General features: G+C 71.0%; 13 protein-coding genes. 5 read left to right on the forward strand and 8 right to left on the reverse strand.

Going from position 1 to position 14,438, the window contains the following annotated elements:
- Positions 1-63: 63 nt before the first annotated feature.
- The gene (locus tag JMJ55_RS15085) at positions 64-852 is read right to left on the reverse strand and encodes a DUF1217 domain-containing protein (protein WP_202826376.1); all 789 of its coding nucleotides are present in this window, start codon (positions 850-852) and stop codon (positions 64-66) included.
- Positions 853-864: 12 nt separating this feature from the next.
- Complete coding sequence (locus JMJ55_RS15090; RefSeq protein ID WP_202826377.1) at positions 865-1,020, reverse strand: hypothetical protein; 156 nt, start codon at positions 1,018-1,020, stop codon at positions 865-867.
- A 4-nt stretch (positions 1,021-1,024) separates the two neighbouring features.
- On the opposite strand from JMJ55_RS15090, the gene JMJ55_RS15095 reads away from it, so the two are divergent.
- The 5 genes from JMJ55_RS15095 (at position 1,025) to JMJ55_RS15115 (ending at position 7,255) form a co-directional block, all read left to right on the forward strand.
- Positions 1,025-1,294, forward strand: coding sequence for a hypothetical protein (locus JMJ55_RS15095; protein WP_202826378.1), 270 nt, complete (start codon positions 1,025-1,027; stop codon positions 1,292-1,294).
- A gap of 63 nt (positions 1,295-1,357) precedes the next feature.
- Positions 1,358-2,335: a Bug family tripartite tricarboxylate transporter substrate binding protein gene (locus tag JMJ55_RS15100; protein ID WP_202826379.1), complete on the forward strand. Its 978-nt coding sequence runs from the start codon at positions 1,358-1,360 to the stop codon at positions 2,333-2,335.
- A 15-nt stretch (positions 2,336-2,350) separates the two neighbouring features.
- Positions 2,351-4,414 (forward strand): hydantoinase/oxoprolinase family protein, encoded by a 2,064-nt coding sequence (locus JMJ55_RS15105; RefSeq protein WP_202826380.1) that lies wholly within the window; start codon positions 2,351-2,353, stop codon positions 4,412-4,414.
- Positions 4,411-6,036, forward strand: coding sequence for a hydantoinase B/oxoprolinase family protein (locus JMJ55_RS15110; protein ID WP_202826381.1), 1,626 nt, complete (start codon positions 4,411-4,413; stop codon positions 6,034-6,036). Before JMJ55_RS15105 ends, JMJ55_RS15110 begins: the two co-directional genes overlap by 4 nt.
- 199 nt (positions 6,037-6,235) lie before the next feature.
- A complete protein-coding gene (locus tag JMJ55_RS15115; RefSeq protein WP_202826382.1) occupies positions 6,236-7,255 on the forward strand; it encodes an AI-2E family transporter in 1,020 nt (339 codons plus the stop codon).
- 96 nt (positions 7,256-7,351) lie between these two features.
- On the opposite strand, the gene phnF is transcribed toward JMJ55_RS15115, so the two are convergent.
- The 6 genes from phnF to JMJ55_RS15145 all read right to left on the reverse strand — a co-directional run bounded on the left by phnF (position 7,352) and on the right by JMJ55_RS15145 (position 14,369).
- Positions 7,352-8,080 carry a phosphonate metabolism transcriptional regulator PhnF gene (phnF, locus tag JMJ55_RS15120; RefSeq protein ID WP_236033721.1) on the reverse strand — a complete coding sequence of 243 codons (729 nt, stop codon included), beginning with the start codon at positions 8,078-8,080 and terminating at the stop codon, positions 7,352-7,354.
- 146 nt (positions 8,081-8,226) lie between these two features.
- Positions 8,227-8,895 carry a MerR family DNA-binding protein gene (locus tag JMJ55_RS15125; protein WP_202826383.1) on the reverse strand — a complete coding sequence of 223 codons (669 nt, stop codon included), beginning with the start codon at positions 8,893-8,895 and terminating at the stop codon, positions 8,227-8,229.
- Between the two features lie 273 nt (positions 8,896-9,168).
- Positions 9,169-10,119, reverse strand: a complete 951-nt coding sequence (locus tag JMJ55_RS15130) for a glycosyltransferase family 2 protein (protein ID WP_202826384.1) — start codon at positions 10,117-10,119, stop codon at positions 9,169-9,171.
- Positions 10,116-11,450 carry an O-antigen ligase family protein gene (locus JMJ55_RS15135; protein ID WP_202826385.1) on the reverse strand — a complete coding sequence of 445 codons (1,335 nt, stop codon included), beginning with the start codon at positions 11,448-11,450 and terminating at the stop codon, positions 10,116-10,118. The genes JMJ55_RS15130 and JMJ55_RS15135 overlap by 4 nt, the downstream gene beginning before the upstream one ends.
- Entirely contained in the window at positions 11,447-12,688 is a 1,242-nt protein-coding gene (locus JMJ55_RS15140) for a polysaccharide biosynthesis/export family protein (protein WP_202826386.1), read from the reverse strand. Before JMJ55_RS15140 ends, JMJ55_RS15135 begins: the two co-directional genes overlap by 4 nt.
- A complete protein-coding gene (locus JMJ55_RS15145; RefSeq protein WP_202826387.1) occupies positions 12,681-14,369 on the reverse strand; it encodes a tyrosine-protein kinase domain-containing protein in 1,689 nt (562 codons plus the stop codon). Before JMJ55_RS15145 ends, JMJ55_RS15140 begins: the two co-directional genes overlap by 8 nt.
- Positions 14,370-14,438 lie beyond the last annotated feature (69 nt).

Consider the following 14,438-nt stretch of genomic DNA (forward strand, 5'->3'; position numbering starts at 1 on the left):
GCGGCTCCCTTCCAGAAGCGAATGCGCCCCGGTGGGGGGGCGTAGCCCACCACGAGGGGTAGATCAGGCCAGAAGGGAGAGCAAGGGGCTCGATGTCCCGCTGCCCGAGGAGCCGGCGGCGGCGATCACATAGCGCTCGGCCAGCTTCTGCAGCTTCCCGGCATCCTTGAGGTCCGCCAGCTTGAGGCGGGAGGTGATGGCCCGCGCCTGGGTCTCGATCGGCTGCACCACCATGGAGTCCGGCAGGCCGAGCGCGCCGGTGACGACCCGGCGCAGCACGGAATTGCCAAGGATGTTGTAGACATTGGTCTCACCCTTGGCGTGCTGGAGGAAATAGAGCGCGTCCGAGATGCCGACATTCTGCGCATCCAGCCCGGTGCGATACTGGTATTCCACATAGCCGTCGGTGAGCTTCTTCTGCACGGTCGCGTCCTGCAACCCGGCGAGGCCCTTGGTCTTCAGGTTGAGGGTCTTGGCGGCGGCGGCGAAGCGGGGATCGAGGCTGGCGAGCAACCCCTTGCTGTCATTCGGGTCCGCCAGCAGCGCCTTCTGGACCAGGCCGGGATATTGCGCCTGGTCCGCCAGGCCGAGCGCCGGCAGCAGCACCGCCAGCACGCGGGGGTCCTGCAGGGCGGTCTTCACATCCTTGGCCTTGGCCAGCGCGGTCTGGAATTGCTTCAGCGCCGTGATGGTGACCGGGTCGCGGCGCTCCTGCGCGACGCCCTTTTCGGTCGCCCCCTTGGCCTCGGCCGCCTTCAGCGCGGCCAGCGCCGAGGCCGCGTCGCCGCCCACGGCCGCGCCGGCATCCGCGCCGCCGAACAGGCTGGAGACAAGGGAGGTGGTGATTCGCATCGCCGCCCCAGGCTAGGGCAGCACCGCTTGCCAGGCGGTAAAGCCCCAAGCTGCCGCGCGACGGATCGGCCGGTTCAATACGCCTTCGCCCATCGGCAATCCCGGCGACAGCCGCCCTCCGCCATGATGAGGATCGGAAAACCCCCAGCGCACAAAGGGGATCGTCATGCGGATGCTGAAGACACGGACCCTCTTCGCCACGGCGCTGGCTGCCGGGCTCGGGGCGATGCTGCTGGCGCCGAGCCCGGCCCAGGCCTGGTGGGCGCGGCATGGCGGCTGGGGCTGGTATGGGCCACCCGCGGTCGCGGTGGTGCCGCCGCCGGTGGTGGTCGCGCCGCCGGTCGCCTATGCGCCGCCGCCGCCCGTGATGGTGCGCCCGCCCTCTTGGGTGCCGCCGCATTACGACCGCTGGGGCACTTGGATTCCCGGCCACTGGCGCTGAACCGTCTGGCCGGGCGCCACGGCCGCGCGCCATAGTCCCCGCTCGCGGGCGGAGGATGGGGGCATGGCGGTGCAGGGCAGGATCACCCGGCGGGCGCTGCTGGCCGCGCCCGCGCTTCTCCCCGCCGCGGCGCGGGCCGATTGGGTGCCGGCGGGGCCGATCCGCATCCTGGTCGGCTTCGCGCCTGGCGGCACCGCCGACATCACCGCCCGCATCGCGCAGGAAGCGGTGCAGCGCCGCACCGGCCAGACCCTCGTCGTCGAGAACCGCTCCGGCGCGCTCGGCTTCATCGCCGCCCAGGCGGTGGCGCGTGCCCCGGCGGATGGGCTGATCCTCGGCATCGTCATCATGGGCATGCTCGGCGTCGCGCCGGTGGTGCCGGGCAGCGGCATTCCCTTCGATGTGGACCGGGAGCTTTCGCTGGTCTGCAACCTGACCGGCACGCCGATGGCGCTGATCAGCCGGCCCGACGCCCCCTGGCGGGATGTCGCGGGGCTGGTCGCCTGGGCACGGGCAAGGCCGGGCGAGGTCACCTATGCCTCGACCGGCAATGGCAGCACCAACCAGCTCGCCGCCGAACATTTCGCCACCGAGGCCGGGCTGCGCCTGACCCATGTGGCCTATCGCGGCGGCGCGCCGGCCGCGCTCGACGTGGCGGCCGGGCGGGTGGACCTCCTGTTTGCCAATATCGCCGAGGTGGCGGAGATGATCCGCGGCGGCAAGGTCCAGGCGCTCGGCCTCGCCGCCGCCCACCCTTCGCCGCTGGCACCGGAGATGCCGCTGCTGACGCGGGACTACCCGGCGCTCGACATGAACAACTGGTTCGGCCTCGCAGGCCCCGCCGGGCTGCCGACGCCGGTGACGGAGGCGCTGGGGCGGCTCTTCATCGGGGCGATGACCGATCCGCAGACCCGCGCGGTGCTGGCAGCGCGGGGGCTCGACCCGCTGCCGGAGCCGGCCGCCGCCTTCGCCGCCCGCATCGCCGCCGACCGTGCCCGCTGGTCAAGGGTGGTCGCCGCGGGCAACATCCGGGCGGACTGACCGGGACATCTGCCCTTGCTCTCCCTTGGTATCGATATCGGCGGCACCTTCACCGACCTCGTCCTGCTCGATGCCGGCAGCGGCCGGGCCACCATCTGGAAGGAGAGCACGACGCCGGACGACCCTGCCCGCGGGGCGCTGGCCGGCACCCGCGCCGTGCTGGCCAAGGCCGGCGCCCGGCCGGAGGAGATAGGCCGCGTCGTGCATGCGACGACGCTCTTCACCAATGCGCTGATCGAGCGGAAGGGCGCGCCGACCGGGCTGCTGACCACCGCCGGCTTCGAGGATGTGCTGGAGATCGGGAGGGAGCGGAAATACGAGCTCTACGACATTTTCATCGAGATGCCGAAGGCGCTGGTGCCCCGCCCCTGGCGCCGCGGCGCCCCGGAACGCCTGGCGCCGGATGGCAGCATCGAACGCCCGCTCGACCTCGACGCGGCGCTGCGGGAGGTGGCCTCGCTGGTCGAGCAGGGCATCGAAAGCCTCGCCATCTGCTTCCTGCATGCCCATGCCAATCCGGTGCATGAGCGGCAGGTCGCGGAAGCGGTGGCGGCGCGCTTCCCGCATCTCTCGCTCTCCCTCTCCTCCGACATCGCGCCCGAGATCCGCGAATACCCGCGCGCCAGCACCACCGTCGCCAATGCCTATGTCCGGCCGCTGGCCGAGACCTATCTCGCCCGGCTGGAGGCGGAACTGAAGACGGCCGGCATCCCGGGCGGGCTCTTCCTCATGCTGTCGAATGGCGGCCTGACCCATGTGGCGGAGGCCCGGCGGGCGCCGGTGCAGCTGCTGGAAAGCGGCCCCGCCGCCGGGGCCCTGGCCGGCGCCTGGTTCGGCCGTAAGGCCGGGCTCGACCGGGTGCTGGCCTTCGATATGGGCGGCACCACCGCGAAGCTCGCCCTGGTCGATGGCGGGGAGCCGCTGGTGGCCTGGGGCTTCGAGGCGGCGCGGGAGCGGCGTTTCCTGCGCGGCTCCGGCCTGCCGATACAGATCGCCACGGTGGAGCTGATCGAGATCGGCGCCGGCGGCGGCAGCATCGCCCGGCGCAGCGGGCTCGGCACGCTGAATGTCGGGCCGGAAAGCAGCGGCGCCCAGCCCGGCCCCGCCTGCTACGGCCGCGGCGGCACGGCACCGACCGTGACCGATGCCGATCTCGCCCTCGGCTACCTCAATGCCGATTTCTTCCTCGGCGGCGCCATGCGGATTGATGCCGGGGCGGCGGCGGCGGCGCTCGGCGGCCTCGCCGGCGCGCTCGGCGTGGCGGAGGAACGGGCGGCCTTCGGCGTGCATGACGTGGTGAACGAGAATATGGCCGGCGCCGCCCGCGTGGCGATCGCCGAGCGTGGCCGCATCCCGGCCGAATATGCCCTGCTGGCGACCGGCGGCGCCGCGCCGGTGCATGCCTGGCACGTCGCCCGCAAGCTTGGCATCCGCCGCGTGGTCTGCCCGCCGGGCGCCGGCGCGGGCAGCACCATCGGCATGCTGATGGCCCCGGCCCGCGTCGATCGCGCCGCCAGCTTCCATCAGCCGCTCGCCGGCGCCGACCTCGCCGAGGCCGGGCGGATCTTCGCCGCGCTCGAGGCGGAGTCGCTCGCGGTGCTGGCCGGCAGCGGCGCCGATGCCGAGAAGCGCGAGATCCGGCGCCTGGCCGACATGCGCTATGCCGGCCAGGGCAGCGAGATCACCATCGCCCTGCCGGAGGCGCTGGAGGAAGCGGCGATCCGCGCCGCCTTCGAGGCGGCCTACCGCGCCCTGTTTGCCCGCACGCCGCCCGGCGCCGCGATCCAGTTCGTCACCCTTCGCCTCTCCCTGACGGCGCCCATGCCGGGCGCGGGCAACCGGCTCGCCCTGCCGCGCCATGCCGGTGGTGAGGCGCGGAAGGGCAGCCGCGCGGTCTTCTTCCCCGAGGCCGCGGCGCGGCTGGAGACTGCGGTCTGGGACCGCTATGCCCTCTCGCCCGGGGATAGCGTGCCCGGGCCGGCGGTGTTCGAGGAGGATGAGAGCACCTTCGTCATCGGCCCCGGCGCCGTGGCGCGGGTGCTGGAAGATGGATCGATCCTGGCGGAGATCACCGCATGAGCCGGACCTTCGACGCGGTGGAGCTGGAACTGCTCTGGCGCCGCCTGATCTCCCTGGTCGATGAGGCGGCGGCGGCGCTGGTCCGCACCAGCTTCTCGACCCTGGTGCGAGAGAGCTACGACTTCTCCTGCATCGTCACCGATGCCGAAGGCCGGTCGCTGGTGCAGGCGACGGAGAGCATCCCGAGCTTCATCGGCACCCTGCCGGCGACGGTGAAGCATTTCCTGCGCTTCTTCCCGCCCGAGGCGCTGTCGCCCGGCGATGTGCTGATCACCAACGACATCTGGCTAGGCACCGGGCACCTGCCCGACATCACCGTGGCGAAGCCGATCTTCTGCGACGGGCGATTGGTGGCCTTCAGTGCCAGCACCGCGCATGCGCCGGATATCGGCGGCAAGATCCGCAGCCCGGAGCCGCGCGAGGTCTTCGAGGAAGGGCTGCAGATTCCGCCGCTCAAGCTGATGCGCGGCGGCGCGGTGGATGAGACGCTGGTCGCCATGCTGCGGCAGAATGTCCGCACGCCGGACCAGACGCTCGGCGATCTCTGGGCGCAGGTCGTGGCGCTCGACCTGATGGAGGACCGGCTGCTGGCCCTGATGGGGGGCTACGACCTGCCGGACCTCACTGACCTCGCCGGCGAGATCCAGGGCCGCTGCGAGGCGGCGATGCGGGAGGCGATCCGCGCCCTGCCGGATGGCACCTATCGCAGCGAGTTGCAGACGGATGGGCTGCTCGACCGGCCGATTACCATCCGCATGGCGCTGACCGTCGCGGGCGACGAGATCTCGATGGACTTCACAGGCACCGACCCGCAGGTGGACCGGGCGATCAACTGCGCCATGTGCTACACCTATGCCATGTGCATGTACGGGGTGAAGGTCTGCACCGATCCCGGCCTGCCCAACAACGAAGGCGCCTGGCGGCCGATCAAGGTCGAGGCGCCGGCGGGCTGCATCGTCAACCCGGTCTTCCCCGCCTCCGGCGGTTCCCGCATGCTGATCGGCCATTATCTGCCGATGCTGGTCTTCGGCTGCCTCGGCCAGGTGGTGCCGGACCGCGTCATGGCCGCCTGCGGCAGCCCGATGTGGGGCATGAACCAGTCCGGCCTGCGCGCCGATGGCCGCCCCTATGCCAACATGTTCTTCTTCAATGGCGGCATGGGCGGCAACATGCGCGGGGATGGCGTGACGACGCTCTCCTGGCCGTCCAACGTCTCCTCGACCAGCATCGAGATCAGCGAGCAGATCGCCCCGCTGCGCTTCCACCACAAGCGGCTGCGGCCGGATAGTGGCGGGCCGGGGCAGCATCGCGGCGGGCTGGGGCAGGAGATCCTGGTCGAGAATCTCAGCCCGACGCCGGTCGCCATCAGCTTCCTCGCCGAGCGCACCATCTTCCCCGCCTTCGGCATCGAGGGCGGCCTGCCCGGCGCCCCCGGCGAGCTGCGCATCAATGGCGAGCGGACCGACCCGAAGCGGCAATATGTGCTGCAACGGGGCGATACCGTGCAGCTCTCGACGCCGGGCGGCGGCGGGCATGGGCCAGCCGCGGCGCGCGACCCGGGGGCGCTGGCCGCCGATCTCGCCGCCGGCTATGTCACGGATCCCGCGCCTTATCAGGGCTGAGACATGCGCGATGGCTGCCGCCTGGCGGTGGATGACCGGGGGCCGCAAGGGGGCGGACCGGTGCCGACGATGCGGCGGCTGCATTTCGGAAGGCGGATAGCGCGGTCTGGGGCGAGTTCATCCGCCGCCGCGGGCTGCGGCCGGAACAAGCCGGACGAAACGCCAGGGAACCGATCCGCCGCACGGATGTTCGCGCCGCATGTCCCGTGCGCAAGCCTCCATCCTGATCCTTCTCGCCCTGGTTCTGGCCCTGTTCTGGCTGACGCCGGAGGTGCCGTTGCTCGGCTTCGCCGCGGTGCTGCTGGCCCTGGCGCTGCGGGCGGGCGGGGAGCCGCTGGCGCGAAAGACCGGCCTGCCCGATTGGGCGGCGGTGCTGGTGGTCACCGTGCTGGTGGTGGTGGCGATCGGGCTGGCCGGCTGGGCCGCGGCGGGGCCGCTGACCCGGCAGGCGCAGGAGCTTGGGCAGCAATTGCCCCGCAGCCTGGAAACCCTGCGCGGCAAACTGGCCGATACCGGCTGGGGCGACTGGCTGCTGCACCAGGTCGATCCAAGCCGGATCTTCGGCGGCGGAGGCGCAGAGAATGCCGCCGCGGCGGCGGCCTCGGCGGCAAGCACGACGCTCGGCGGGCTCGGCAATGCGGTGCTGGTGGTCCTGCTCGCCCTGTATCTGGCGGTGCAGCCGGAGGGCTATCTGCGCGGCCTCCGCCACCTCTTCTCGCCTGATCTCGATGGCCAGGTGCGGGATACGCTGGCCGAGGCCGGCCATACGCTGCGCGGCTGGCTGATGGGCCAGGCCTTCGCCATGGTGGTGGCGGGGACGCTGACCTGGATCGGGCTGATGCTGCTCGGCGTGCCGCTATCCGGCCTGCTGGCGACCATCGTGGCGCTGCTGAACTTCATTCCCGTCATCGGCCCGCTGATCGGCGCCGTGCCGGCGATGCTGCTGGCCCTGACGCAATCGGCCACCATGCCGCTCTGGGTGCTCGGCCTGATCGTGCTGGTCCAGACCGTGGAGGGGAATTTCCTGACGCCGATGGTGCAGAGCCGCACCGCGGACCTGCCCCCGGCCCTGCTGCTGGTGGCGCAGGTGCTGACCGGGGCGCTGTTCGGCCTGCTCGGCGTGGCGCTGGCGGCGCCACTCTCGGCGCTCGGCCTGGTGCTGGCCCGGCGGGCCTATGTGGAGGGCTGGCTCGGCTGGCCGCCGAAGCCGATGGCGTGACGTTCGGCCCTTCGGGGATATTCAACTTCGGGTGCGCCAGCGACTTCGCCGCCGGCTATGACCCAGACTGATGGGCAACTGCCCCGGTCATAGCGTTCAGCTTTTGATGACGAGCTGAACGCGGTTCGATGGATAGATGCCGATACTCACCTCGATGGGGTTGCCCTGGAGGTCGAGATTGACCGCGTGGGTAACCTGGACGGGTAGAATACGCGGCTGCTCAAGAAGAACGGCTTCCGGCGCGGTTGGCAGGCGGGCGGTGATGCGGGTGCCGCGGCGGACGTAATCGGGAATGTCGAATTGCGCCAGCACCTTGCTGATCGATTCCGCCTCGGCCAAGCGCGTGGCAATGCTTGGGAAGCGGTCAGCCGGGAACCAGTGGCGGCCGATGGCGACAGGGCGCCCATCGGCTTCGCTCAGCCGTTCGGCGAGGATGACTGGCCGGCCGCGGCGGAGCCTGAGGTCATCGGCGATCTGGGCCTCTGCCGGCATCTCCTCGATGCGGATGAAGCGGCTGCGCACGTCCTTGTTCTGTCGGCGCATGTTGTCGTGAAAGCGGGTGCGGGCGCTGATGGGGTATTCCAGAATATCTTCGGTGACGAAGCTGCCACGGCCTTGCTCGACCCGGATAAGGCCGCGGTTTTCGAGGTCTTCCATGGCCCGCCGCACCGTGTGGCGGTTGACATCGAACCGGGCGGAAAGCTCTGCCTCGGTCGGCAGCCTGGCTCCGGGCGCGAAGACGCCGCCTGAGATCGCCGTCTGGAGGGTGATCGCGATCTGGCGCCAGAGTGGTATGCTCCGATCCAGCGGCCGCTGTTCGTTCAACTCTGCTTTCCTCTGTATCGGCGCACCAGCCTTCTCGGCCGGCGCGGGTATTCCAGCCGAAGCAGATTGCTTGGGCGGATCGACGTAACCCTGCGTATTGCAACCCATCGGAAGCAGCACCCCTTCTGCCAGGGTCCGACTGCCGGTCACTGATGCCCCGCGATGCGGAAGCCGGAGCTTTCGATGGCCGCAGCCAAGCGCTCTTTGTCGATGGTCCGCAGGTCGTAGAGGATGCGGGTCTCGCCCTTGTCGAAGGAGACGGCCTTCACGCCTGGCTCCTTCTCCAGAACCTCCTTGATGGCACTGGCGCAGTCCCCGCAGGGGAGATTTTCGATCCTGAAAGCCACATCCTTCAGGGACGCATCCGAGCCTCGACCTGAGGCAGAACAGCACGCCATGTCGTCGGCATCGTGCCGGGACAGCGCATCCATGATCGCGCAGGCTTGCAGGCCACCCGACCCAAGGCAGGCCGCGATCAGCTGCTCCAGCATGCCACTGATGTTCTGAAGGTGCTGAATCTTGCGGCGCACGTCCTCGAGCTTCGCCGTCGCCCGGTCCCGCACATCGGCACATCCGGCGGCCGGATCGGATCGAAGCGCCAGAAGCTCCTGGATCTCGCGCAGAGAGAAGCCGAGCTCCTGCGCCTTCTTGATGAAGCGGATGCGCTCGACCGTATCCGTCGGATACAGGCGTACGCCTGTGCCTTGCGGCTTCGGTGGCTGCGCCACCAGGCGCTGCCGCTCATAGAATCGGATCGTCTCAACGCCGACACCCGCTTCCCGCGCAGCCCTGCCGATGGTCAGTCCCGCAGCCATTCGCTCTCCCTCGCACTCAGTGTGGAGTCCGTACCTAGGTACGGGATCAAGATAGGTTTGGCGGGAAAGAGCCACCGGCTCCGCTCCCCTTGCTGGTTCTGTCGGGGTTGCAGGGACCTGCCGTGCCTGGCGCCGTAGCGCAGTTTGCCGAGGGCCCACGGGATCGATGGCGGGACGCCAGGCGAGGGCGGCGAATCCGCCCAAGACGGCCTTGCGGTGCTTGCATGGGGTGCAGCGATGCCCGGCTAAGCCTGTCCCTGGCGGATCGCCAGCCTAGCCGGCAGGGCTGGTCTCCCGGCCTTTCGCCCAATGCTGCCGCGCTGAGTCATACAGCGACCGCGGCAAGGCATTGCGGCAGAACAGGGCGGCGACCTGGCGCGCCGAAAGCGCACCATGCCGCCAGGCGCGCAGCAGCAGGCCCACCGACTCCAGCGGCGCAGCCTTCCACAGATGCCCGCTCAGGAACCGTGCCTCTCCGGCCAGAAGCACATGCGGCGGCAGCAGCGGCGCGGCATGTTCCTCGAATTGCCGCATGATGCGGCGCCATTTCGCCAGGTCGTCGGCATGGGTGATGCGGTCGGGCCGCTCGTCATTGTGCCAGATGGTCAGCGGCTCCGGCACCAGCAGATAGGCCGCGCCCGAGGCGCCGAGCTCCATGAAGAAGAGATGCTCCTCCATCTGGCCCAGATCTTCCCGGAAGCGAATCTGCCGGGCGAGCCGGGCCGCCAGGAAGATCGCGCTCGACTGGAAGAAGCCCCCGTCATTGTAGAGGAATTCGCCGAAGCTGCGGCCCGGCCGCGGGCCTTCCAGGGGCCGGATGATCTGTCGCCCCTCGGGCAGCACGACCAGGGTGCGGGTGACGCAGACGATCGTGTCGGGGTCGCTGGCGGCCAGCACCGCCTCGGCCTGTCGTGCCAGCTTCTCGGGCCGCCAGCTGTCGTCGGAATCGAGGAAGGCGATGAAGCGGCCCCGGGCCGCGGCGACGCCGGTATTGCGGGCGGCCGGCGCGCCGCGATTGCTCTCGTGCCGGATCAGCCGGATGCGTGGATCGGGGCCGCAGGCCTGCACGGCCGCGGCGAGATCCTCGGTTGAGCAGTCATCGACGATCACCAGCTCCCAATCCGGCAGTGTCTGGCCACGGACCGTCGCCAGGAGTTCGGGGATGAGATGGGCGCGGTTGAAGCAGGGCACGACAACGCTGACCAAGGGGGCTTCGTGGCTCATGGCCTGCTTCCAAGGGGGGCGAGGGGAAAGTCGAGCTGCGGCCCCGGCCGGAGTGCCGCCGCTGCCTCGGCCTGCTGGCGGATGGCGATGTTCAGGCGCAGGACCAGATAGACGAAGATCAGGGGCAGGAATTCGTTGCCTACCCACATCAGGCTTTCGGAGAGGTTGTAGACCAGGAAGAAGGCCAGGAAGCCGGCGCAGAAGGGCGTCAGCCGGTCAGCGCTATGGCGCAGCAGCCAAGCCAGCTTCGCCGCCTGCACCGCCAGGACCAGCAGGAACAGCCCAAGGCCGATGACCCCGGCATTGAGCGCAAGCTGCACATAGCCGTTATGCGCATGCGGCACGCCGAGATGCGTCGTCGCCCAGAACACCGCGCCGGGGCTGTTGCCGCCGGCCCAGAAGGCTTCGAACCCGTAGCCCAGCCAGGGCCTGACGGCGATCATCCGGAGCGCGAACTCCCAGACCAGGGTGCGCCCCGACGCATCCGCATCCTTGCCGAGCAGCTCCGCGATTGCCCCGGAGTTGCTCACGGCCAGGCCGATGAGCACGAGGCCGAGGCCGGTGGCGAAGGGGATCCAGGCCAGGGTGCCGGGGCTGGCCGAGCGCACCGCCCGTGCCAGCGCGAGCGCCGTCAGCGCCGCGAACAGCACCGGCAGCACCGAGGTCGAGCGGGCCGCCACCAGGCAACCGACCGCCAGCGGGAGAAGCAGCCAGGCCGCAGCCCGCACGCGCCGCGAACCGCCCCCAGCCTGCAGCAGCGCGACGGCGACCAGCAGGGACAATGCTGCGAAGGCACCGAAATGGTTCTTGTGGGCATACACCCCGCGCATCCTGCCCTCGGCATCGAGCCCGAGGCTCGGCATCGCGCCGGCGAGCAGGATGGAGCCCAGCAGGATCGGCAACGCGACTGCCAGCATGAGGGGGAGCATTCGCCGCAGCTCGAAGCGCAGCGCGAGATAACTGCCGAGCGCGATGACCCCAAGCAGCGCCACGACGCGCCGGATGGAAATGCCCGGATCGACCGACCACAGGGCGGAGGCAGCGCACCATCCGGTCAGCAGCAGGGTCGGCACGCCCAGATAGCCGATCAGGCGGAAGGGCATGCGCAACAGCAGCAGCATAGCGCTGCCATAGATCCCGGCCAGGATGAGCTGCTTGGTGGCGTCGCCGGAGGTGGAGACCGCCTTCAGCGCCTCGGCCGGGTTCAGGTTCTCGACGCCCTGGGGCTGGTCGCCGACGATGAAGGGCATGGCGTTGAAGACCAGCAGCGCCAGGAAGGCATAGGCATGGCTCGCCCGGCCCGGCTCGTCCATGAAGGCCCTGGGTGTCACGGCGTCCGGCGGGGCAGGCCCGCAGCGAGGCGGTCCGGCGTCGCATCGGCGATCTCCAGCGCATCGCCCGAGAGCAGCTCCGTATCCGCGGTGGCCTCGATCCTCTGGGGCACGCCGCGGACCCGGCGATGGATCACGGCCAGGGCCGCGACGCCGCTCTGGCGCAGCAGGCTGCCGCCGCCGGCGCCCATCCGGTCGCGCGCGGAATCGAGCCGGAAGCGGGCTTTCCCGGCCTCCGCCACCGCGTCCTTCAGGCCGTCCAGCAACCCGGCACGCCGGCGGTTGTCGAAGGCGTCGAGGCGCTGCGTCGCCTCCTCGATCTGGCGGCCGACCTCGGCCAGCCGCGCCCGGGTGTCGAAGAGCTGGGCCCGCGACTGGGTCTCGCCCCGCTGGGCATCATCGAGCCGGGCCATGGTCCCGACCGAGCGGTCCAGCAATTCGCGCGCCCGGTTGATGCTCTGGGACTGGCGGCTGAGCGCCACGGCGCTTTCCGCCTCGGCATTGACCAGGGCGGCGTGCTGCTCGCGCAGCGCCTCGACCAGCCGCTCGAGATAGGCCCGCTCGCGGTGCTGGGCGGCCAGGTCCGCCTGCAACTGCTGCTCCTCGGCGCCGAGGATGTCGGCGCGCACGATGGGGTCCACCGGCAGGTCCCGCAGCCGGCTGGGATCGAGCTGCTCCGTACCGGCCAGCTGCGCCCGCAGACGGGCCGCCCGGGCTTCCTGCCGGACCAGCTCGATGCCGGCCGCGCCGTAATCGCTGCGGGCTTCGAGGAGCTGGACGGGCGTCGCGCGCCCCTCGATCCGGGACAGGTCGTAGCCACCGGCCAGCGCGACCGCATTCCGCACCGTCATCCCCGGCTGGAACCGATACTCGCCGGGCCGCGCCACGTCGCCGCCGACGGAGATCGGCCGGTATTCGATCACATCGACCGAGACCACCGGCCGCTGCACGACATTGCGTGCGGCCAGCATCTCCTGCAGCAGGGCCTGAAGCTGTGGCGGCGAGAGCTCGGCGGTGTCCACCATGCCCAGCACCGGATAGGCGATGCGCCCATCGGGGCCGACCGTGGCGCGCCGGGTCAGGGCGGGCACGCCGGCGACGGCGATCTCGATCACGTCGCCGCTGCGCAGGGCAGGGCTGGCACCGGCCGCCACCGGCAGCGCGAGCCAGGCCGCGGCCAGCAGGGCCGCCAGGCGCCGGCCGATGCGAGGCCATGCGGCGGAGCGGTGCTCAAACATTCCCGGATTCCCGCGCCGCGGTGGTGCCGTAGCCCGGGCCGTAGATCCGGGCATCGGCATAGTCGTAATCGGCGAGCCGCCGCACATTCACCCGCGAGACGATGACCCCGGCGAGGGCCACGCCGCTATCGGCCAGCAGCCGCAGGCCGAGCATCAGCTGCGCCCAGCCGGTCCGGCCCCAGCGAGCGACGAAGACCGCGTAATCCGCCAGGCCGGCCAGGATCCGCGCATCGCCGACCGCCAGCACCGGCGGGCTGTCGATCAGGATCAGGTCATAGTCCTGCCGCCAAGCCTCCAGCGCGGCCTGCAGCCGTGCCGATCCCAGCACCTCGATCGCGCCGCCCGGCCGGACCTTGCCCGCGGTCAGGAAGGCCAGGCCGGTCGCCGGATCAGTGCGGATGGCGGCATCGAGATCGTGGCCATCGGCGACCCGGTCGGCGAGGCCCGGGGCCAGTGCGGCGCTGAACTGATGATGCAGCGTGGGGGCGCGCAGATCGGCATCGATCAGCAGGACCCGGCGACCGGAGCCGGCGATGCTGCTGGCCAGCGCGACAGCGGTGGTGGTCTTGCCCTCGGCCTGCAGCGCGGAGGTCACCAGCAGCACCGATCCGCCTGCCCCGGCCCTCCGCGTCAGCGGCCAGATGGCCGCCTGGAGCGAGGTCAGGGCGTCGGTGAAGGCCTGATCGCCCGCGGTTGCGCCGCCCTTGCGGCTGCCGGATTCCGGCACCAGGCCGAGCGCGTGCAGGCCCCGGCGCGAGAGCTCCTCCGTGCTCAGGACCGTCTGCTGCTGCCGGTAGTCCCGCAGCAGCGCCGCGGTGAAGCCGGCCCCGGCGGCGCAGACCAGCGTTGCGGCGATGATGACGACCCCGTTCGGAGAAGCGGGTGCCATTGGTGGCGTCGCGGTTGCGATGACGGACAGGCCGACGATCTGGTAGCGCGCCTGATCGGCCAGCGACATATGGCCGAGGAAGCCCTCATCCGTGGCGGCAAAGCTGGCGAGGGCATTCGCCACCGCCGCCGCCTGGACCGGATCGGCGGCGCTGAAGCCGACCGAGACGAGGTTGGACCGGCCGATCCGCTCGACCTTCAGGCCCCGCCGCAACTGGCCGGCCGCCAGATCAGCCGGGTCCGCGGCGGGGGCGGCGCGCGGCTCGCCCTGCGGCTCCCGGCCGAGCCAATGGCCGATGCGCCGGCGCATCGCCGTGAGCCCACCGGGCGGTGGCGCAGCCTCGGGCGTTGGCCCGACGAGCCCGAGCCGGGCGGCGACCGCCTTCAGCGTCGCCGGCGAGCGGATCAGTTCGATGGCGCCGTCGGTATCCGGCTCGACCCGTGCCGGGTCGCGCAGCTGTTCGGGCGTGGCCAGCTGCGGTTGGCGGACGCCGACGATCATGGTCGCCTGGGCGGTGTAGCGTTCCGGCAGCACCAGCAGGGTCACGAGGCCCAGCGCCAGCACGGGCAGGAAGCCGAGCAGGACGGCCCAGCGCTGCCGCCAGAGCAGGCGCAACACCTGCCCCAGCACGGCCCGCGGATCGGGCGGCAGGGGGAGGCCAGCATCCATCCGGGGCTGGAGGCCGGGGAAGGAGCCCGGGCCGGCATGGCGGTACCGGGCCGCGGCCTGGACCGAAGGCCTGCCCGTGCCGGTTGGTGCGTGCTCGGGGGCGGGCATCGGGTCGGGCGGCATCGGCTGGCGTCTCGCTTGCTGGTTACGGCCTGGGGGACCGCGGGAACGCACTGGCAAGCCGGGATGTGG

Origin of the sequence: Belnapia mucosa, assembly GCF_016775475.1 — a bacterium.
Classification (GTDB): Bacteria; Pseudomonadota; Alphaproteobacteria; order Acetobacterales; family Acetobacteraceae; genus Belnapia; species Belnapia mucosa.

What these genes read in the sequence shown, in the direction of transcription:
- JMJ55_RS15085 (WP_202826376.1), bottom strand. Translation starts at nt 852, where the DNA reads ATGCGAATCACCACCTCCCTTGTCTCCAGCCTGTTCGGCGGCGCGGAT.
- JMJ55_RS15090 (WP_202826377.1), bottom strand. Translation starts at nt 1,020, where the DNA reads ATGACGATCCCCTTTGTGCGCTGGGGGTTTTCCGATCCTCATCATGGC.
- JMJ55_RS15095 (WP_202826378.1), top strand. Translation starts at nt 1,025, where the DNA reads ATGCTGAAGACACGGACCCTCTTCGCCACGGCGCTGGCTGCCGGGCTC.
- JMJ55_RS15100 (WP_202826379.1), top strand. Translation starts at nt 1,358, where the DNA reads ATGGCGGTGCAGGGCAGGATCACCCGGCGGGCGCTGCTGGCCGCGCCC.
- JMJ55_RS15110 (WP_202826381.1), top strand. Translation starts at nt 4,411, where the DNA reads ATGAGCCGGACCTTCGACGCGGTGGAGCTGGAACTGCTCTGGCGCCGC.
- JMJ55_RS15115 (WP_202826382.1), top strand. Translation starts at nt 6,236, where the DNA reads ATGTCCCGTGCGCAAGCCTCCATCCTGATCCTTCTCGCCCTGGTTCTG.
- JMJ55_RS15125 (WP_202826383.1), bottom strand. Translation starts at nt 8,895, where the DNA reads ATGGCTGCGGGACTGACCATCGGCAGGGCTGCGCGGGAAGCGGGTGTC.
- JMJ55_RS15130 (WP_202826384.1), bottom strand. Translation starts at nt 10,119, where the DNA reads ATGAGCCACGAAGCCCCCTTGGTCAGCGTTGTCGTGCCCTGCTTCAAC.
- JMJ55_RS15140 (WP_202826386.1), bottom strand. Translation starts at nt 12,688, where the DNA reads ATGTTTGAGCACCGCTCCGCCGCATGGCCTCGCATCGGCCGGCGCCTG.
- JMJ55_RS15145 (WP_202826387.1), bottom strand. Translation starts at nt 14,369, where the DNA reads ATGCCGCCCGACCCGATGCCCGCCCCCGAGCACGCACCAACCGGCACG.